General features: G+C 54.1%; 15 protein-coding genes. All 15 read right to left on the bottom strand.

The genetic code is table 11. The features are described 5' to 3' along the window. Positions 1–7: 7 nt before the first annotated feature. The 15 genes from secA to ftsI all read right to left on the bottom strand — a co-directional run bounded on the left by secA (position 8) and on the right by ftsI (position 19,628). A complete protein-coding gene (secA, locus tag OGV71_RS04755) occupies positions 8–2,713 on the bottom strand; it encodes a preprotein translocase subunit SecA (RefSeq protein WP_003018746.1) in 2,706 nt (901 codons plus the stop codon). 60 nt (positions 2,714–2,773) lie between these two features. Continuing rightward, positions 2,774–3,280, bottom strand: coding sequence for a secA translation cis-regulator SecM (gene secM, locus OGV71_RS04750; protein WP_003018748.1), 507 nt, complete (start codon positions 3,278–3,280; stop codon positions 2,774–2,776). A 283-nt stretch (positions 3,281–3,563) separates the two neighbouring features. Next, positions 3,564–4,481: a UDP-3-O-acyl-N-acetylglucosamine deacetylase gene (gene lpxC / locus OGV71_RS04745; protein WP_003018750.1), complete on the bottom strand. Its 918-nt coding sequence runs from the start codon at positions 4,479–4,481 to the stop codon at positions 3,564–3,566. Positions 4,482–4,581: 100 nt separating this feature from the next. Continuing rightward, positions 4,582–5,733, bottom strand: coding sequence for a cell division protein FtsZ (gene ftsZ / locus OGV71_RS04740; RefSeq protein WP_003018753.1), 1,152 nt, complete (start codon positions 5,731–5,733; stop codon positions 4,582–4,584). 62 nt (positions 5,734–5,795) lie between these two features. Continuing rightward, positions 5,796–7,058: a cell division protein FtsA gene (ftsA, locus tag OGV71_RS04735; RefSeq protein ID WP_003018755.1), complete on the bottom strand. Its 1,263-nt coding sequence runs from the start codon at positions 7,056–7,058 to the stop codon at positions 5,796–5,798. Beyond that, positions 7,055–7,888: a cell division protein FtsQ gene (gene ftsQ / locus OGV71_RS04730; RefSeq protein WP_003018758.1), complete on the bottom strand. Its 834-nt coding sequence runs from the start codon at positions 7,886–7,888 to the stop codon at positions 7,055–7,057. The genes ftsA and ftsQ overlap by 4 nt, the downstream gene beginning before the upstream one ends. 1 nt (position 7,889) lies before the next feature. After that, positions 7,890–8,810: a D-alanine--D-alanine ligase gene (locus OGV71_RS04725; RefSeq protein ID WP_003018760.1), complete on the bottom strand. Its 921-nt coding sequence runs from the start codon at positions 8,808–8,810 to the stop codon at positions 7,890–7,892. Continuing rightward, positions 8,803–10,278 (bottom strand): UDP-N-acetylmuramate--L-alanine ligase, encoded by a 1,476-nt coding sequence (gene murC / locus OGV71_RS04720; protein ID WP_048236139.1) that lies wholly within the window; start codon positions 10,276–10,278, stop codon positions 8,803–8,805. Before murC ends, OGV71_RS04725 begins: the two co-directional genes overlap by 8 nt. A 51-nt stretch (positions 10,279–10,329) precedes the next feature. Beyond that, a complete protein-coding gene (gene murG, locus OGV71_RS04715; protein WP_003018767.1) occupies positions 10,330–11,397 on the bottom strand; it encodes an undecaprenyldiphospho-muramoylpentapeptide beta-N-acetylglucosaminyltransferase in 1,068 nt (355 codons plus the stop codon). After that, positions 11,394–12,638: a cell division protein FtsW gene (ftsW, locus tag OGV71_RS04710; protein ID WP_003018770.1), complete on the bottom strand. Its 1,245-nt coding sequence runs from the start codon at positions 12,636–12,638 to the stop codon at positions 11,394–11,396. The genes murG and ftsW overlap by 4 nt, the downstream gene beginning before the upstream one ends. Next, complete coding sequence (murD, locus tag OGV71_RS04705; protein WP_048219709.1) at positions 12,638–13,954, bottom strand: UDP-N-acetylmuramoyl-L-alanine--D-glutamate ligase; 1,317 nt, start codon at positions 13,952–13,954, stop codon at positions 12,638–12,640. Before murD ends, ftsW begins: the two co-directional genes overlap by 1 nt. 2 nt (positions 13,955–13,956) lie before the next feature. Continuing rightward, the gene (gene mraY / locus OGV71_RS04700; RefSeq protein WP_003018774.1) at positions 13,957–15,039 is read right to left on the bottom strand and encodes a phospho-N-acetylmuramoyl-pentapeptide-transferase; all 1,083 of its coding nucleotides are present in this window, start codon (positions 15,037–15,039) and stop codon (positions 13,957–13,959) included. After that, the gene (gene murF / locus OGV71_RS04695; protein WP_071696592.1) at positions 15,033–16,391 is read right to left on the bottom strand and encodes a UDP-N-acetylmuramoyl-tripeptide--D-alanyl-D-alanine ligase; all 1,359 of its coding nucleotides are present in this window, start codon (positions 16,389–16,391) and stop codon (positions 15,033–15,035) included. The genes mraY and murF overlap by 7 nt, the downstream gene beginning before the upstream one ends. Next, entirely contained in the window at positions 16,388–17,875 is a 1,488-nt protein-coding gene (gene murE / locus OGV71_RS04690; protein WP_003018780.1) for a UDP-N-acetylmuramoyl-L-alanyl-D-glutamate--2,6-diaminopimelate ligase, read from the bottom strand. Before murE ends, murF begins: the two co-directional genes overlap by 4 nt. Next, positions 17,862–19,628: a peptidoglycan glycosyltransferase FtsI gene (gene ftsI / locus OGV71_RS04685; RefSeq protein ID WP_003018783.1), complete on the bottom strand. Its 1,767-nt coding sequence runs from the start codon at positions 19,626–19,628 to the stop codon at positions 17,862–17,864. Before ftsI ends, murE begins: the two co-directional genes overlap by 14 nt. Positions 19,629–19,635 lie beyond the last annotated feature (7 nt).

Here is a 19,635-nt window from a genome sequence, read left to right as displayed (position 1 = left end):
TATTTTCTTAGCTCAGACGGCCATGACACTGTTTGTATTTCTTGCCGGAACCGCAAGGACACGGATCGTTACGACCCACTTTACGATCGCCGGTTTGTGCCGCCAGCTCTTCTGCCGCAGCAGAATCATCACCTTTATGGCTCAACTGCTGCATCTGCGCTAAACGCTCAGCTTCTTCGCGACGCTGCTGCTCCATCGCTTCCACTTCTTCAGGCATACGCACCTGAACTTTGCTCAGAGTGCTGATCACTTCGTACTTCAGTGATTCCAGCATTGATGCAAACATAGAGAAGGATTCACGCTTGTATTCCTGCTTCGGATCTTTTTGCGCGTAACCACGCAGGTGAATACCCTGACGCAGGTAATCCATCGCCGCCAGGTGCTCTTTCCATAAAGAGTCGAGCGTTTGCAGCATCACGCCTTTTTCGAAGTGACGCATCATCTCCGCGCCCACAACTTCTTCTTTGCGCTGATAAACTTCTACTGCGTTTGCCAGAATACGTTCGCGCAGCGTTTCTTCGTGCAGCTCAGGTTCTTTATCCAGCCACTCTGAAATCGGCATATCCAGATCGAAGTCGTTTTTCAGGCGCTCCTGCAGACCCGGAATATCCCACATTTCTTCCAGAGACTGCGGCGGAATATAGGCATCAATCGTCGCTTTGAAGACGTCTTCGCGAATGCTGTTAATGGTTTCGCTAACATCAGTTACGTCCAGCAGTTCGTTACGCTGGGTGTAGATAGCACGACGCTGGTCGTTGGCAACATCATCATATTCCAGCAACTGCTTACGAATATCGAAGTTACGGCTTTCCACTTTACGCTGCGCGTTAGCAATTGCTTTGGTCACCCATGGGTGTTCAATGGCTTCACCAGGCTTCATACCCAGTTTACGCATCATGCCGGACACGCGGTCAGAGGCAAAAATACGCATCAGCGCATCTTCCATCGACAAATAGAAACGAGAAGAACCCGCATCCCCCTGACGACCCGAACGACCACGCAGCTGGTTATCGATACGACGAGATTCGTGACGCTCAGTACCGATAATATGCAAACCACCAGCAGCTAACACCGCGTCGTGGCGAACCTGCCACTCGGCTTTGATCTGCGCGATTTGTTCCGGAGTTGGGTTTTCCAGCTCGGCAACTTCTGCCTGCCAGCTACCGCCCAGCACGATATCGGTACCACGACCCGCCATGTTAGTAGCGATTGTCACGGCAGACGGGTAACCCGCCTGTGCGACGATATCCGCTTCGCTGGCATGGAACTTGGCGTTCAGAACGTTATGTTTGATGCCTGCCTTGGTCAGCTCGTTAGAGACCACTTCAGATTTTTCAATGGAGATAGTACCCACCAGCACCGGCTGGCCATTTGCGGTACGCTCTTTAATATCTTCAATGATCGCCTGAATTTTTTCCGCTTCGGTCATGTACACCAGATCCGGTAAATCCTTACGGATCATCGGACGGTTAGTTGGTACAACTACGGTATCCAGCTTGTAGATGGAGCTAAATTCAAAGGCTTCGGTATCTGCTGTACCGGTCATACCGGCCAGTTTTTCGTACAAACGGAAGTAGTTCTGGAAGGTAATAGATGCCAGCGTCTGGTTCTCGTTCTGGATCTCTACGCCTTCTTTAGCTTCAACAGCCTGGTGCAGACCATCAGACCAGCGACGCCCCTGCATGGTACGGCCGGTGTGTTCATCAACGATGATAACTTCGCCGTCTTTCACGATGTAGTCAACATCGCGGGTAAACAGCACGTGCGCACGCAGTGCGGCAGTCACGTGGTGCATCAGCATAATGTTGCCTGGAGAGTACAGAGACTCGCCCTCATCCATAATGCCTTCGTTAACCAACAACTCTTCAATCAGTACCAGACCACGTTCGGTCAGGTTAACCTGGCGCGCTTTCTCATCAACAGAGAAGTGGCCTTCCCCCTGGAACGTGTCGGAATCTTCCTTCTCCTGACGGATCAGGTGTGGGATGATTTTGTTCACTTTTTTATACATTTCCGAGCTGTCTTCAGCCGGGCCGGAAATGATCAGCGGCGTACGCGCTTCATCGATCAGGATGGAGTCAACTTCATCGACCAGCGCATAGTGCAGTTTACGTTGAACACGCTCTTCCGGACTAAACGCCATGTTGTCGCGCAGGTAGTCAAAGCCGTATTCATTGTTGGTACCGTAAGTAATATCGGCGTTGTAGGCTTCACGCTTGGCTGGCGCTGGCAGGCCAGACATGTTGATACCAACGGTCATGCCGAGGAATTCAAACAGCGGGCGGTTATTTTCGGCATCACGCTGAGCCAGGTAGTCGTTCACGGTAACCACGTGCACGCCCTTCCCGCTTAATGCGTTCAGGTAGGCTGGCAGCGTCGCGGTCAGGGTTTTACCTTCACCAGTACGCATTTCCGCGATGCAGCGATCGTTAAGCACCATACCACCCAACAGCTGAACATCGAAGTGGCGCATACCGAACACGCGTTTACTCGCTTCACGCACCACTGCGAACGCTTCCGGGATCAGGCTCTCAACGCTGGCACCTTTTTCCAGACGGGCGCGGAATTCAGCGGTCTTCGCTTTCAGTTCATCATCGGAGAGTTTTTCCATCTCCGGTTCCATTGCGTTGATGACATTGACCACTTTACGCATACGACGCAGCGTACGCTCATTACGGCTACCGAATACTTTGGTTAATAATTTGATTAGCATAATAAAATCTCAAACGCCCCGCGATGCGGAGTCAAAAATTATAAGTTGGAAGGTTCTTTTTTAGCTGAGGCGTTGAGGACCAGCGCGGATACCCTGCAGCTGGCTGATCCAGACCGGAACGCTAAACGCGGCCTGAGAAGTAAAGTGGGCGTATGTCACGCGACTTACTGTCGCGGGCGGAGTGCCTTCTTGCGTCAGCATCGCGCTGAGCGTATTCAGTAACGCAAGATGGTGCGCCTGGATTGGCAACGGCTCTTCGGCAACAGGCAACGCCTGAGGCGCCATGGCAAAAGAAAGATGGCGGATAACCGTACGAATGGCATGTTGATGCCAGTAATCGACGGTAAAATTTGGGCGGCGATTAGTCGCTTCCAGCAAAGCAAGCTGGCTAAAGTTAACTTTAGCGGATTGATCGTGATTGCTGGCAGTCGCCTTCGCGGGGGTATTGGGTTCAGCAGCATTACCGAGCGCGGGCAGGCCAAAACTCGCCGCGACCATCCCCAACAGGAGATGCGGCCAGAAGTACCGTCTGCCTAACTGTCGCCAACGCGTCAGTATTCCACTCACGTTTTTGCCACCTGATATACCCTGCGTTTGGGGTTACGAATGCAAAACATTTTTTTTGCGCACGAATCTTATCATTAAAGCGTACGCTCCACAGCAGTAATGACAACCGGCCATGGGTAAATATGCTCAAGAAAGCAGCGATCGCACACTATTTTAACCTAGTGGCAGGGAAATATTTGCGTTGGAAAAGGCTGCGTTAATGAGTACATAAAAAAACGACTGGTTCACCTGGCCGGAGAGAGTGCCAGATTTACCAGTCGAATTTATACGACAGCGTATGTCGTTATGCCAGTACGGTCGAAGGTGCTTTGAACGCCAGAGGCAGTTCTGCATCGTCCTGGAAGGTCACATATTCCCAGGCTTCCTGTTTTGCCAGGACCGCCTGCAACAGTTTGTTATTCAATGCATGACCGGATTTATACGCGGTGAATGCACCAATAATGTTGTGACCACACATGAACAAGTCACCAATCGCGTCGAGCATTTTGTGACGAACGAATTCGTCTTCAAAACGCAGACCGTCTTCGTTCAATACGCGATAATCGTCAACAACGATGGCACAATCGAAGCTGCCGCCCAAGGCCAGGCCACGGGACTGCAGATATTCGATATCACGCATGAAGCCGAAAGTACGCGCACGGCTGATCTGGCGCATGAACGCATCTGCAGAGAAGTTCATCGCGTAGCGCTGCGTGCTGGCATCAATCGCTGGATGGTTAAAGTCGATGGTAAAATCCAACGAGAAACCATTAAACGGTTTGAATTCAGCCCACTTATCGCCATCTTCGACACGAACGGTCTCTTTGATGCGAACAAATTTCTTAGCGCTGTTCAGTTCTTCAATACCCGCATCAAGCAGCAGGTATACGAATGGAGCAGCACTACCATCCATGATCGGGATTTCCGGGGCGTTAACTTCAATAACAATGTTATCGATACCTAAGCCCGCCAGAGCAGCATTCAGGTGCTCTACGGTTGAAATCCGCACATCATGCTCATTGACCAGACACGTACAGAGCATGGTATCACGCACAGATTTGGCATCGGCCGGGAAATCTACCGGAGGATTCAAGTCGGTGCGACGATAGATGACCCCGGTGTTGGCCGGCGCAGGGCGTAGCGTCAGCGTGACTTTTTTGCCGGTATGTAAACCGACGCCAGTCGCCTGAACGATACGTTTAAGTGTCCTTTGTTTGATCATCGTATAATCTCGCCAAATTAACTATCCAACCGAAGTGTACTATACATTCGGCGGGCCAGTTTAGCACAAAGAGCGCAGATTCCCAAATTCCAGCTAATTCTTAATCAGCTTGCTTACGCAGGAATGCAGGGATATCCAGATAATCCGGCTCTTTAGTGGTTTGCGGCGTATTGTCGTTAACCACTTTCGCTACCGGCTTCTGTTCTTGCGTCAACGGCGCCATGCCGTGTTGCTGGTAACGATCCATTACCGGCTGCTGTACCTGCTTGTTGGTTACCAGAGTGATTTCAGGACGCTTGTCCATACCAATTCCAGTCGCAACAACGGTCACACGCAGTTCGTCGTTCATATCCGGGTCCAGAGAGGTACCGATTACCACGGTCGCGTTATCCGATGCAAAGGCACGGATGGTGTTACCCACGGTTTCGAACTCATCCAGACGCAGGTCGAAGCCCGCAGTAATGTTGACCAGCACGCCGCGTGCGCCGGACAGATCGATGTCTTCCAGCAGCGGAGAAGAGATAGCCATTTCAGCCGCTTCTTCTGCACGGTCTTCACCGCTCGCCACGCCAGAACCCATCATCGCGTAGCCCATTTCGGACATCACGGTGCGCACGTCTGCAAAGTCGACGTTCATCAGGCCCGGACGAGTAATCAGTTCAGCAATACCCTGAACTGCGCCTTTCAGTACGTCGTTCGCTGCGCCAAACGCATCCAGCAGGGAGATACCGCGACCCAGTACTTTCAGCAGTTTGTCATTCGGAATAGTAATTAGAGAGTCCACATGTTTGGACAGCTCGGTGATACCCTGCTCCGCGAATGCCATACGCTTCTTGCCTTCAAAGTTGAAAGGCTTAGTCACGACAGCAACGGTCAGAATACCTAAATCTTTTGCTACTTCAGCAACCACTGGCGCTGCACCGGTACCGGTACCGCCGCCCATGCCTGCTGCGATAAACACCATGTCTGCCCCGTCAAGCGCTGCACGCAGAGCTTCACGATCTTCGTCTGCCGCATTACGGCCGACTTCCGGGTTCGCACCCGCGCCCAGACCTTTGGTGATGCCGCTACCAATCTGAATGGTCTGTCCAACCGCCGTTTTACGCAACGCCTGAGCGTCGGTATTCACCGCGAAGAATTCAACACCTTCGATGCGCTCACGCACCATGTGTTCAACGGCATTACCGCCACCGCCGCCGACGCCGATGACTTTAATCACCGCGTCATTGGTAAGTTCCATAGGTTCAAACATAGTTTCTCTCTCCGTTGTGCCTGTCGCCTGAGACCGTTAATGTGCGATGGTCTCTTTAAAAATTAAAACTCTTTTCGCAGCCAGCTATTGAGTCGTTTAATCCACGAGCCAACTGATGCCGTTACGCGTTTTTCTACTTCAGCCTCACCACTCAAATGGGATTCTTTTCCGTAGTGAAGCAGCCCCACTGCCGTTGAATAATACGGCTCCTGAGCATAATCCGTCAGACCAGTGATATTCAGCGGCGCGCCAATACGTACTTGCGTATGGAACACGCGCTGTGCGCAGGCCGCCAGACCTTCAATTTGCGCAGCACCACCGGTTAACACAATCCCCGCCGCCAGATGATGTTTCACACCCTGCTGGCGAAGCTGTTCTTGTAATTGCAAAATTTCTTCGTTGACCAGGTTGAGCAGCTCGGTATAACGCGGCTCAATGACTTCTGCCAGGGTCTGACGTTGCAGGCTGCGCGGTGGACGACCACCTACGCTTGGCACTTCAACGCTTTCGTCTTTACCCACGATGGACCCCAGCGCACAGCCATGGCGCACTTTAATGGCTTCAGCATCGCTCGGCGGCGTACCAAAGGCATACGCGATATCACTGGTCACTACATTCCCTGCATAAGGGATAACTTTAGTGTGGCGCAACGCCCCGCCAGTATAAACGGCGATGTCCATTGTACCACCACCAATATCCACCACGCAGACACCCAGCTCACGTTCATCTTCCGTCAACACGGAATAACTGGCTGCCAACCCGGCAAAAATCAGTTGGTCAACTTTCAGACCACAACGTTCAACAGCTTTGACAATGTTCTTCGCCATGTCGTTGTGGCAGGTAATAAGGTGGACTTTTGCCTGCATACGTACGCCGGAAAGACCTACCGGATTTTTAATGCCTTCCTGGTAGTCAATGGCGTATTCCTGCGGAATAACGTGCAGAACACGATGTTCGTCGCGAACGCGTACGGATTTTGCCGTATGTACCACGTTTTCCACATCTTCCTGCGTCACTTCCTCTTCGGAAATGGGCACCATACCAATTTCATTTTGACAGCTAATATGTTTACCGGAAAGTGCCAGATACACCGAGGAAATCTGGCAATCTGCCATCAGTTCAGCCTGGTCAATGGCGCGCTGTACGCACTTCACCACTGACTCAAGGTCATTCACCCCGCCTTTATCCATACCTCGCGATGGGCAACTGCCCACGCCAATGATATTGACCATACCGTCGGGCAGAACTTCCCCTACTAAAGCGGCTACCTTCGCGGTGCCAATCTCCAGTCCAACTACCAGTTTTCTGTCCGTCGCCTTGATCATTGTTGTTCTGCCTGTGCCTGATTCTGTTGCTGATTAGATTCCTCAGGAGGCAAGGGAACCCAGCCTACTGCCGCTCCTGAGTCATAACGCAAATCAACGTAGCTAATCCGTTTGCCATCGGTTTGCGCCTGCTGCTGTAAAACCGGGTAGAGTTCCACAAAGCGAGCCAAACGTTTTATCGTATCGCCCCTGCCCAGATTGAGCTTAATATCGTTATTCAGCGTCAACTGCCAGGAACGACGAGCGGTCATCGCCGCTTCCTTCAGGGTGAATCTATCCTTAGCCAGCACCTGCCCCATATCACGGAACCCTTGCAACACTTCACTTGCGCTGCCTTCCGGTCCGTACAACATAGGTAATACCTGCTTATTGGCCCGACCGGTTGGGACGCTGAACGTATTGCCTTCGGCATCCACCATATGCTGGTCATTCCAACGCGCAATGGGCACATATTCAACCAGATGAATCTTCAATTCATCGGGCCATTGCTTTCTGACGCTCGCCTGTTTAATCCAGGGGAGACGTTCAATTTGACTCTGAATGATGTTCACATCCTGAGTCATAAAGGTTCCCGGAGCGCCCAGAGCCAGAATGGACTGACGAATATCGTCATTGCGCGTGTAATGCCGTTCGCCGGTTAACACCAGCTTTGACAATGGCAACCGCTGCGCATCTTCCATCCACCCCAACACTACCCAGCCGCTGACAAACACGGTGCACAGCACTGTCAGCAGGAACAGTATTCCTGCAAGACGCGTTCCATTATTGCGGCGTGAGGAGTTTACTTCTTCTTCATCACCGTTTCGCGTGTTCAGCGCAGCCTGCGACATATCAGTCCGCCAACTCCAGAATTCTTACCACCAACTGCGAGAAGCTCAGGCCAGCCTGACGTGCCGCCATCGGCACCAGGCTGTGGCTGGTCATACCCGGAGAGGTATTCGCTTCCAGCAGATAAAACTGGCCATCGCTGTCCAGCATGACGTCAATGCGCCCCCAACCTTTACAGCCCAATGCGGTCCATGCTTTCAGGACTAATTCCTGCAAACGGGCCTCTTGTTCAGCTTCCAGACCTGCAGGGCAGAAATATTGTGTCTCATCAGAGAGATACTTCGCCTCATAATCATAGAAGGTTCCCGCGGGTTGGATACGTATTGACGGTAAAATTTCTTCACCAAGTATCGCAACTGTAAATTCCGGGCCACTGAGCCATTTTTCGATCAGTACTTCTTCATCATGCTGAAAAGCCAATGCTAATGCACCCTGCAAAGCATTTTCTTCTTCAACTTTTGACATCCCTACGCTGGAGCCTTCACGGCTTGGCTTCACAATCAGCGGCAAACCTAACGCAGAGATTTTTGTAACCGCTTCATCGCTAAGACCTTTTTCGAACTCAGAGCGGGTCAATGCAACCCAGGGCGCGACGGGTAAACCTGCGCCCTGCCACAGCAGCTTGCTGCGCAGTTTGTCCATCGAAATTGCGGACGCCATGACGCCGCTGCCGGTATATGGCAGGCCAATTTGCTCCAGCATGCCCTGCAACGTGCCATCTTCCCCGCCACGACCGTGCAGCGCAATAAACACCTTCTGAAAACCCATAGATTTCAGAAGAGTGACATCAATATCTTTAGGGTCAACCGGATGGGCATCGACACCACCTTCGCGTAACCCTGCCAGTACGGCCGCGCCGGAATTCAGCGAAACTTCACGCTCTGCGGAGGTTCCTCCTAACAGGACCGCGATTTTATCAGCCATGTTGTTCTTCCTCCGGGTTTTGCGGCTTCAGTTTGATTTCAGCTAAGGAACGCGCGATTTTGCCGATATTTCCAGCGCCCTGCACCAAAATCAGATCATTGCCGGTTAATACCGGCGCCAGCATGTCTGCCACCTGAGCCGGATCGGATACCAGAATCGGGTCGATCTTACCGCGACCACGGATCGTACGGCACAGCGAGCGGCTGTCGGCCCCCGGAATCGCGGCTTCACCCGCGGCGTATACATCCAGCATCAACAGCGCATCGACCTGAGTCAGCACGTTGGCAAAGTCGTCATACAGATCGCGTGTACGCGTAAAGCGGTGCGGCTGGAACAGCATTACCAGATTTTTGTCCGGCCAGCCCGCGCGTGCAGCTTTAATCGTGGCATCCACTTCCGTTGGGTGATGGCCATAATCATCAACCAGCATCGCCGTCCCGGTTTTACCGTTTACCGGCTCAAGCGGAAATTCGCCGAGGAAGTCAAAACGGCGTCCGGTGCCCTGGAAACTTTCCAGCGCGCGCAGAATTGCGTCGTCTTCAATGCCTTCTTCTGTTGCAACTGCCACCGCCGCCGCCGCGTTCAGCGCATTGTGGCGGCCCGGTGCGTTCAATGTCACACGTAAATCGGCCATCCCCTGACGCAGCAGCGTGAAGTGCCCTTGTGGACCAATCTGCTGGTAATCTTCAACGCGCACATCAGCATCATCGCTGAAACCATAGGTTGTGGTTTGACGACCGACCCGCGGCAACAACTCGCGGATCACCGGATCGTCAACGCACATCACCGCACGACCATAAAACGGTAAGTTATGCAGGAAATTAATAAACGTCTGCTTTAAATTTTCGAAGTCGCCATGGTAGGTATCCATATGATCGGCTTCGATATTGGTAACAATCGCCACCATCGGCTGCAAATGTAGGAACGACGCATCGCTCTCATCTGCCTCCGCAATTAAATAACGGCTATGACCCAGACGCGCATGGACGCCTGCAGCCTTCACCAGACCGCCGTTGACAAACGTCGGATCCAGCCCCGCTTCCGCGTAGATACTGGAGACCATCGCTGTGGTCGTGGTTTTACCGTGCGTCCCGGCAATGGCGATACCGTGACGAAAACGCATTAATTCAGCCAACATTTCAGCACGACGGATCACCGGAATACGTGCTTCATGCGCCGCAACAATTTCCGGGTTATCCGCAGAAATGGCGCTGGATACCACCACCACGCTCGCATCACGCACGTTTTCCGGGCGATGGTTGAAGAAAATCGTGGCGCCCAGATTCGTCAACTGCTGAGTCACCGGATTCGGCGCCAGGTCAGAGCCGCTGATCTGATAACCTTCGTTGGCCAAAACTTCGGCAATACCGCCCATACCAGCACCACCGATGCCGACAAAGTGAATGTGCCGAACGCGACGCATTTCGGGCACTATGGAACGCAGTTTTGCCAGTTGTTGTGTATTCATTCTTTAGCCATTAACTTCTTAGTTCATGCGATGCAAAAGGCATCACCACAATTACGCCCGGGCAGCCCGGCTCACTTCATTAGCAACACGCTCTGTGGCATCCGGTATGGATGCGGCGCGCGCACGTTCTGCCATGGTTAATAAGGTTTCTCGCGACCACCCGGAAAGGGTGTTAGCGACGGCATCCACAGTAAACTGCGGCTGCTCAAGAATTTTGGCGGCGCCCGCTTTCTCCAGCGGCAGCGCATTCCAGTACTGCTGTCGGTCTTTGTGCTGGAAAGGCACAAACAGCGCAGGCAAACCTGCGGCAGCAATTTCACTTACCGTCAGCGCACCTGAGCGACAAACTACGACATCCGCCCACGCGTAGGCGGCTGCCATATCATCAATAAACTCAGTGACCTTGTGCTGCGGTTGTCCCGCGTCAGCATATGCCTGTTCAACGGTTTGCTGCGCACCTTTGCCGCTCTGATGCCAAATAGTCACCGCGTCACCAAGCTCTGCGGCAACCTGCGGCATCGTCTGGTTCAATACGCGTGCTCCCTGAGAACCCCCGACGACCAGCACGCGAACCGGGCCTTCACGCCCTGCCAGACGTACTTCGGGCGACGGCAGCGCCAGAACGTCGGTGCGTACCGGGTTACCCACCACTTCCGCATTCGGAAAAGCGCCAGGAAAAGCCTGCATCACCGTAGTGGCAATTTTCGCCAGCCACTTGTTGGTTAATCCCGCAATGCCATTCTGCTCATGCAGTACAACCGGAATGCCTAATGACCAGGCTGCCAGACCGCCAGGGCCGGACACGTAGCCGCCCATACCCAGCACCACATCAGGCTTAAACTGCTTCATGATGGCGCGCGCCTGGCGCCAGGCATTAAAAATACGCACGGGGGCGGCAAGCAGCGCGTTGACACCTTTGCCACGCAAACCGGAGATGCGAATAAAGTCAATTTCAATGCCATGCTTCGGCACTAAGTCCGCTTCCATACGATCGGCGGTGCCCAGCCAACGAACTTGCCAGCCCTGAGCCATTAAATGATGCGCGACCGCCAGCCCCGGGAACACATGCCCGCCGGTACCGCCTGCCATCACCATTAACCGCTTCGGTTGACCACTCATCGTGCACCTCGTGTAAACGCCTGGGCTTTTTCCAGACGCGTTTCATAATCAATACGTAACAAAAACATGATGGCCGTCGACATAATCAACAAACTGGAACCACCATAACTGATCAGCGGTAACGTCAGACCTTTGGTTGGCAGCATACCAGCTGCCGCACCTACGTTTACCAGCGCCTGGAAGCTAAACCAAATCCCGATGGAGCAGGCTAAAAAGCCTGAAAAACGGTGGTCAATTTCCAGCGCTTTGCGGCCAATCGACATCGCGCGAAAAGCGACGAAGAATACCATTAAAAGTGCCAATACCACACCGATATAACCCAGCTCTTCCCCAATGATGGCGAAGATGAAGTCGGTGTGCGCTTCCGGTAAATACTCCAGTTTTTGCACCGAATTACCTAAACCCTGCCCCCAAATCTCACCGCGACCAAAAGCCATCAGCGATTGCGTTAACTGGTAGCCGCTGCCAAACGGATCTTCCCATGGGTTCCAGAAGGAGGTTACGCGGCGAATACGATATGGTTCGGCAAGGATCAGCAGCACTACCGCCGAAATCCCCATACCGATAATGGCAATGAACTGCCACAGTTTCGCTCCAGCGAGAAACAGCATCGCCAGCGTCGTGACAAACAGCACCACTACCGTACCAAGGTCAGGCTGCGCCAGCAGCAAGATTGCCAGCACCAGAATCACACCCATCGGTTTTAAGAAGCCGCGCAGGTTGTTACGCACTTCATCGACTTTACGCACCAGGTAGTTGGCGAGATAACAGAACAGCGACAGCTTGGTGAATTCCGCAGGCTGAATACGCAGTGGACCCAGCGCGATCCAGCGCGATGCCCCGTTAACGGAACTCCCCACCACCAGAACGATCAACAACATGATGATCGAGGCGATCAGCATTGTCGTGCTGTACTTTTGCCAGAACTCCATCGGCAGACGTAACGTCACCATCGCCAGACAGAACGCGAGGAAGATATACAGCGCGTCACGTTTAGCGAACAGGAAGGGATCGCCTGCCAGGCGTTGCCCTACGGGCATCGATGCCGATGTCACCATCACAAAACCGATCGCTGCCAGACCAAAAGTCAGCCACAGCAGCATGCGGTCATACATGATCAGGCTGTCCGCGTCTTTATCACGCGAAGCCATCACCCAGCCTTTAAGTGCCGCGAAGATCCACGCCAGGACACCCAGTCCCGGTACGCGCGGCATTTTCAGACGAGGGAGAGAGAAGCGCATCAACCCAACTCCTTCGCCAAACGGGTAAAGACGTCACCACGTTGCTCAAAGTTCTTGAACTGGTCAAGGCTGGCACAGGCTGGCGACAGCAGCACCATATCACCCGACTTCACACGCGGTGCGAGCAGACGCATTGCCTGCTCCATGGTTTCAGTGTGTTCCGCAACCTCAGGACGCAGAGCGGCAAGCTGTGCGCCATCGCGACCAAAGCAGTACAGACGAATGTTGTCGCCAGTCAGGTAACGTTGCAGCGGCATAAAGTCGGCGGATTTCCCGTCACCGCCCAGCAGCAGGTGCAGCGTACCCTCAACGTGCAGACCATTCAGTGCCGCTTCGGTGCTGCCGACGTTGGTGGCTTTTGAATCGTTGATCCAACGCACACCGTTATGATTCAGTACCAACTGGAAACGATGCGCCAGACCGGTAAAGGTAGTCAGCGCTTTCAGGCTGGACGCCCGCGGCAGACCCGCAGCATCCGCCAGCGCCAGCGCCGCCAGGGCGTTGGTATAGTTATGCTGGCCGGTAAGCGTCATCTCTTTCACGTTCAGGACTTTTTCACCCTTCACCCGCAGCCAGGTTTCACCCTGCTGACGATTGAGATGATAGTCACCCATGTTGATGCCAAAGCTCACGCAGCGCTCATCCGCCCCGCGAATCGGCATGGTCAGCGCATCATCAGCATTGACCACACACACTTTCGCATTCTCATAGACACGCAGTTTGGCCGCACGGTACTGCTGCAAGCCAAACGGATACCTGTCCATATGATCTTCGGTGACGTTCAAAATGGTGGCGGCTACGGCCTGTAAGCTGGAGGTTGTCTCCAGCTGGAAGCTCGACAGCTCGAGAACATACAGCTCGCGTTCGTCATCAAGCAGCATCAACGCGGGTAAGCCGATATTTCCGCCAACACCCACGTTCACGCCGGCCGCTTTCGCCATCTCGCCGACCAGCGTAGTGACGGTACTTTTCCCGTTGGACCCGGTGATCGCGACGATCGGCGCCTGTGCTTCGCGACAGAACAGCTCGATGTCACCGACAATTTCGATCCCTGCATCAGCGGCGGCGCTCAGCGAAGGATGCGCCAGGGCAATACCAGGGCTGGCGACGATGAGATCGGCGGCCAGCAGCCAGTCATCATTCAGGCTGCCAACATGACGCTCAACTGCTTCCGGCAATTTATCCAGGCCAGGTGGCGTTGTGCGGGTATCCATCACACGCGGCGTCACGCCACGCGCCAGAAAGAAATCCACGCAGGACAGCCCGGTCAATCCCAGACCGATAATGACGACTTTTTTACCCTGGTAATCAGCCATGATTAACGTACCTTCAGCGTTGCCAGGCCAATCAGCACCAGCATCAGCGAAATAATCCAGAAGCGCACAATGACGCGCGGTTCCGGCCAGCCCTTCAGTTCATAGTGGTGGTGAATCGGCGCCATACGGAAGATGCGCTGTCCGCGCAGCTTAAAGGAGCCAACCTGCAGAATGACCGACAGCGTTTCTACAACAAATACGCCGCCCATGATTACCAGCAGGAACTCTTGACGCAGCAGCACGGCAATAATGCCCAGCGCGCCACCCAGCGCCAGCGAACCTACGTCACCCATAAAGACCTGCGCCGGATAGGTGTTAAACCACAGGAAACCTAATCCCGCGCCGACAATCGCCGTACAGACGATCACCAGTTCGCCTGCATGGCGTAAATAGGGAATGTGCAGATAGTTGGCAAAGTTCATGTTACCGGTAGCCCATGCCACCAGCGCAAAACCCGCTGCTACGAACACGGTCGGCATAATCGCCAGGCCATCCAGGCCATCGGTGAGGTTTACCGCATTGCCCGTACCCACAATCACGAAGTACGCTAGCAGAACATAGAACAGACCCAGTTGCGGCATCACGTCTTTAAAGAATGGCACCACCAGCTCGGTAGCTGGGGTGTCTTTACCAGCGAGGTACAGCGCAAAGGCTACACCCAGCGCAATCACCGACATCCAGAAGTACTTCCAGCGGGCAATCAGGCCCTTGGTATCTTTGCGCACCACTTTGCGGTAGTCATCGACAAAACCGATAATGCCGTAGCCAATCAATACCACCAGCACGCACCATACGTACGGGTTCGACGGATATGCCCACAGCAGTACGGAGATAACTATCGCGGTGAGGATCATGATCCCACCCATGGTTGGCGTACCGCGTTTACTGAAGTGCGATTCCGGACCGTCGTTACGTACGACCTGTCCAAAGGACATTTTTTGTAAGCGGGCAATCATGCGCGGGCCCATCCACAAAGAGATGAACAGCGCGGTCAGCAGGCTGACGATGGCGCGAAACGTCAGATAGGAAAAGACGTTAAAGCCGGAATAATATTTGACCAAATGTTCGGCCAGCCAAACTAACATGTCCCATTCTCCTGTAATGCGCGTACTACCTCTTCCATGGCGGCACTACGTGAACCCTTCACTAAAATCGTCATGACCTGATGTTCTGCAATCAATGCTTTAAGATGCGCGGCCAGCGCACTTTTATCCGCAAAATGTTCGCCAACGCCACTGGCGTCGCTAATTGCCTGACTCAGTTTTCCCGTACTCAGTACACGGTCGATGTCTGCGGCTTTCGCAGCAACACCCACCTGTACATGGCATGCTTCGCTTTCTGCGCCAAGCTCTGCCATATCGCCAACGACCAGTACGCGATAGCCCGGCATTTCAGACAGCACCTGCACCGCTGCGGTCATCGAACCGACGTTCGCGTTATAGGAGTCGTCCAGCAGCAGCTGATTTTCCGCGAGTTGAATCGGGAACAGACGCCCCGGTACCGCTTGCAGATCCTTCAAACCCGCTTTGATCGCCTCGTGCGTCGCGCCTACCGCCATAGAGAGCGCCGCCGCCGCAAGGGCGTTAGCGATATTATGGCGACCCGGTAACGGCAGCAGGACATCAATGCTTCCGGTCGGCGTTTGCAGAGAAAATTCCGTGCCATGCGAGGTCACATGAACGTTGGTCGCCGAAAAGTCGCTATTGGCTGCATTCGGGGAGAAACGCCAGACTTTGCGATCGCCGATGATGCTTTGCCAGTTCAGCCAGTCGTTGTTGTCGGCATTCATAATGGCGATACCGTTCGCTGACAGGCCGGTAAAAATCTCACCTTTTGCCTTCGCAACGCCCGCCAGAGAGCCGAAGCCTTCCAGGTGCGCGGCGGCCAGGTTGTTCACCAGCGCCGCTTCCGGACGCGTCAGGCCGACGGTCCAGGCGATTTCGCCCTGATGGTTGGCACCGAGCTCAATCACGGCATAGTCGTAATCGTTGTTTAAGCGCAGCAGCGTCATCGGTACACCGATGTCGTTATTCAGGTTGCCCGCGGTATATAGGGTGTTACCACACTGGCTCAGAATGGCAGCCGTCATCTCTTTGACGGACGTTTTACCGGATGAGCCGGTCAGCGCGACAACGCGCGCCGGAACCTGGGCGCGAACCCACGCAGCCAGTTCACCAAACGCCAGACGCGTATCGTTAACAATCAGTTGCGGCAGGTTGGTATCCAACGGGCGGCTGACCAACAGCGCACCGGCCCCGCCCTCTTGCGCTTTGTCTGCAAAATCATGGGCATCAAAGCGTTCGCCTTTCAGTGCCACAAACAGGCAGCCCGGCGTCACTTTACGCGTATCGGTTGTTACGGCATCAAGGGTCAGATCGGCCCCTTTCAATTCGCCACGGAGGATCTCCGCCAGTTGGCTTAGCGTTACGCTAATCATGCGATAACCCCCAGCAGACGCGCTGCCGTGACGCGGTCAGAATAATCGAGGCGCTGTGAACCAACGATCTGGTAGTCTTCATGACCTTTACCGGCCACCAGCACCACATCATTTTCTTTCGCCTGCATAATGGCGTTTGTCACCGCTTCTGCGCGACCTTCCATCACCTTCGCCTGTCCGGCATCCAGCATCCCCGCCAGAATGTCGTTAATAATGGCGCGCGGCTCTTCGGTACGCGGGTTGTCATCGGTCACCACAACAACATCGGCAAACTGCTCGGCAATTGCGCCCATCAACGGACGTTTGCCTTTATCGCGATCGCCGCCGCAGCCAAAGACGCACCACAGTTTGCCAGTACAGTGCAGACGTGCCGCCTGTAGCGCTTTTTCCAGCGCATCTGGCGTATGGGCGTAATCAACCACCACGGTGGTTTTACCCGGCGCGCTGAACACTTCCATACGCCCGCAAACCGGCTGCAATTGTGTCGCCGTTTTCAGTAAATCAGCTAACGGATAGCCCAGTGCCAGCAGCGTTGCCAGCGCCAGCAGCAGATTGCTGACGTTAAACGCCCCCATCAGGCGGCTTTCAATTTCGCCGTCGCCCCATGAGGAGGTAAAACGAATCGTTGCCCCGCTGTCGTGATACTTCACGTCAACCGCTTTTAACCAACGACCGTGACAGTTCGGGTTGATGTGGTCTTCCATCGAAACGGCAACCGCATCCGGGAGTTTCGCCAACCAGCGACGACCGACTTCATCATCCGCATTGACGATGGCCTGACCGCAATGGTGCGTGGAATACAGCAGCCATTTCGCGGCTTCGTAATGTTCCATGTCGCCGTGGTAGTCGAGATGGTCACGGCTTAAGTTAGTAAATACTGATGCGGCAAACTTCAGCGCCGCCACGCGATGCTGAACCAGACCGTGTGAAGATACTTCCATCGCGCCAACCGTTGCGCCCTGCGCAACCAGCCCCGCCAGCACATGCTGGACATCAACGGCTGAACCGGTGGTATTTTCCGTCGGGATCACTTTGCCCAGCAGGCCATTGCCTACTGTTCCCATCACCGCGCTGGTTTCGCCAAGCAGTTGGCTCCACTGTGCCAGCAGTTGGGTGGTGGTGGTTTTACCGTTGGTCCCGGTCACGCCGACCAGACGCATTTTCTCAGAAGGCTCGTGGTAAAAACGGCCTGCCAGTGCAGATAAACGTTCGTTAAGCTGACTAAGATAGATGACTGGAACGCCGTGCATTTCACGGATTTCACCATCAGTAGCTTCATCTTTCGCTTCTGCAATAATGGCAGCCACACCTTGCGCTATCGCCTGCGGGATATACCGACGCCCGTCCGCCTGATGACCTAATACTGCGACAAAGAGATCGCCCGATGCAGCCACACGGCTGTCAAGCGTCATCTCCCGCAGTGCTCGCTCCGGTGCACCCGGCACCCATGGAGCAAGAAGGTCGCGCAAATTACGATCTGCCACCTGTTGCCTCGCCTTGATTATTCACAAATTCATTTTTATCGCCCGTTGTCAGCGCATCCGGCTCGATGTTCATGGTACGCAATACGCCGCCCATGATGGCACCAAAGACCGGCGCGGAAACGGCGCCACCGTAGTATTTACCCGCCTGCGGATCGTTGATAACAACAACCAGCGCGAAGCGCGGCTGACTCGCAGGCGCAACACCTGCGGTATAAGCAATGTATTTGTTGATGTAGCGGCCATCTGGCCCTACTTTTTTCGCCGTACCGGTTTTAATGGCGATGCGATAGCCTTTAATCGCCGCCTTCACGCCGCCGCCACCGGGCAGCGCCACGCTTTCCATCATGTGCACCACGGTGCGTACGGTCGCTTCCGGGAAGATACGCTCGCCCGGAACTGGAGGGTCAACTTTGGTAATCGACAGTGGACGATAAACGCCGTAACTGCCGATCGTTGCATAGACTCGCGCTAACTGTAACGGCGTTACCATTAGCCCGTAGCCGAAAGAGAAGGTGGCCCTCTCTATGTCAGACCACCGTTGTTTTTGAGGATATAAGCCACTGCGTTCTCCGACCAACCCCAAATTGGTCGCTTTTCCCAGCCCAAAACGTGAGTAAGTATCTACTAACGCTGAGGACGGCATCGCTAACGCCAGCTTGGAAACACCGACGTTACTCGACTTCTGCAAAACCCCGGTGAGGGTTAATTCGCTATAACGTGCCACGTCTTTGATTTCGTGACCATTAATTCGGTAAGGGATAGTGTTGAGGACCGTATTTTCGCGTACCACACCGCGCTGCAGCGCGGTCATCACCACCATCGGTTTAACGGTAGAACCCGGTTCAAACACGTCGGTAATGGTGCGGTTACGCATCGCGTCTTTTGGCGTACCAGTGAGATTGTTCGGGTTGTAGGACGGACTGTTGGCCATTGCCAGCACTTCACCAGTGTTCACATCCACCAGTACCGCACTGCCTGACTCCGCCTTGTTGAACGCCACGGCGTTATTCAGTTCACGGTAGACCAGTGCCTGTAAACGCTCATCAATGCTCAACGCGAGGTTATGCGCCGCCTGGCTGTCGGTAGAGGAGATATCTTCAATGACGCGGCCATACCGGTCTTTACGTACAATACGCTCGCCCGGTTGTCCGGTGAGCCACTTGTCGAAGCTCTTCTCAACGCCTTCAATGCCCTGGCTGTCGACGTTCGTAAATCCGATGAGGTGAGCAGTCACTTCCCCGGAAGGGTAGTAACGGCGGGATTCTTCGCGCAGATGGATACCTGGCAGCTTCAGTTTTTTGATGTAATCAGCCATGTCAGGGTTTACCTGACGCGCCAGATAGATAAAGCGCCCTTTCGGATTCGCGTTAATGCGGGAAGCCAGTTGATCGAGCGGGAGATTCAGCGCGGTTGACAGCGCTCTCCAGCGTTCGCCAACGCTCACTCCGCCGGCATCATGTACTTCTTTCGGGTCGGCCCATATAGCTTTAACCGGAACACTCACCGCCAGCGGACGACCAGAGCGGTCGGTAATCATTCCGCGCGATGTAGACACTTCCTGGACGCGTAGAGAGCGCATATCACCCTGACGCACCAGCATGTCCGGCGCGATGATTTGCAGCCAGGCAACGCGACCCAGCAGAAAACCCAGTGCCAGCAAAATACAGCCGCACAGTAACGCAAAACGCCAACTGATAAAGTTGGCTTGTTCTTCCTGGCGTTTTGGTTTGTGCGTTTTTGCCGCTGCTTTCATGCGTCGC

The sequence above is a fragment of the Citrobacter sp. Cf088 genome, assembly GCF_030334295.1.
Lineage (GTDB): Bacteria > Pseudomonadota > Gammaproteobacteria > Enterobacterales > Enterobacteriaceae > Citrobacter > Citrobacter freundii.
Note: the sequence above shows the minus strand (reverse complement) of the source record. Positions and strands in the feature narration are given on the sequence as shown.

Coding starts and splice junctions, on each gene's coding strand:
- murF (WP_071696592.1), bottom strand. CDS start 16,391: ATGATTAGCGTAACGCTAAGCCAACTGGCGGAGATCCTCCGTGGCGAA.
- murG (WP_003018767.1), bottom strand. CDS start 11,397: ATGAGTGGTCAACCGAAGCGGTTAATGGTGATGGCAGGCGGTACCGGC.
- ftsZ (WP_003018753.1), bottom strand. CDS start 5,733: ATGTTTGAACCTATGGAACTTACCAATGACGCGGTGATTAAAGTCATC.
- mraY (WP_003018774.1), bottom strand. CDS start 15,039: ATGTTAGTTTGGCTGGCCGAACATTTGGTCAAATATTATTCCGGCTTT.
- lpxC (WP_003018750.1), bottom strand. CDS start 4,481: ATGATCAAACAAAGGACACTTAAACGTATCGTTCAGGCGACTGGCGTC.
- ftsA (WP_003018755.1), bottom strand. CDS start 7,058: ATGATCAAGGCGACGGACAGAAAACTGGTAGTTGGACTGGAGATTGGC.
- secA (WP_003018746.1), bottom strand. CDS start 2,713: ATGCTAATCAAATTATTAACCAAAGTATTCGGTAGCCGTAATGAGCGT.
- ftsI (WP_003018783.1), bottom strand. CDS start 19,628: ATGAAAGCAGCGGCAAAAACGCACAAACCAAAACGCCAGGAAGAACAA.
- murC (WP_048236139.1), bottom strand. CDS start 10,278: ATGAATACACAACAACTGGCAAAACTGCGTTCCATAGTGCCCGAAATG.
- murD (WP_048219709.1), bottom strand. CDS start 13,954: ATGGCTGATTACCAGGGTAAAAAAGTCGTCATTATCGGTCTGGGATTG.
- OGV71_RS04725 (WP_003018760.1), bottom strand. CDS start 8,810: ATGGCTGATAAAATCGCGGTCCTGTTAGGAGGAACCTCCGCAGAGCGT.
- ftsW (WP_003018770.1), bottom strand. CDS start 12,638: ATGCGCTTCTCTCTCCCTCGTCTGAAAATGCCGCGCGTACCGGGACTG.
- ftsQ (WP_003018758.1), bottom strand. CDS start 7,888: ATGTCGCAGGCTGCGCTGAACACGCGAAACGGTGATGAAGAAGAAGTA.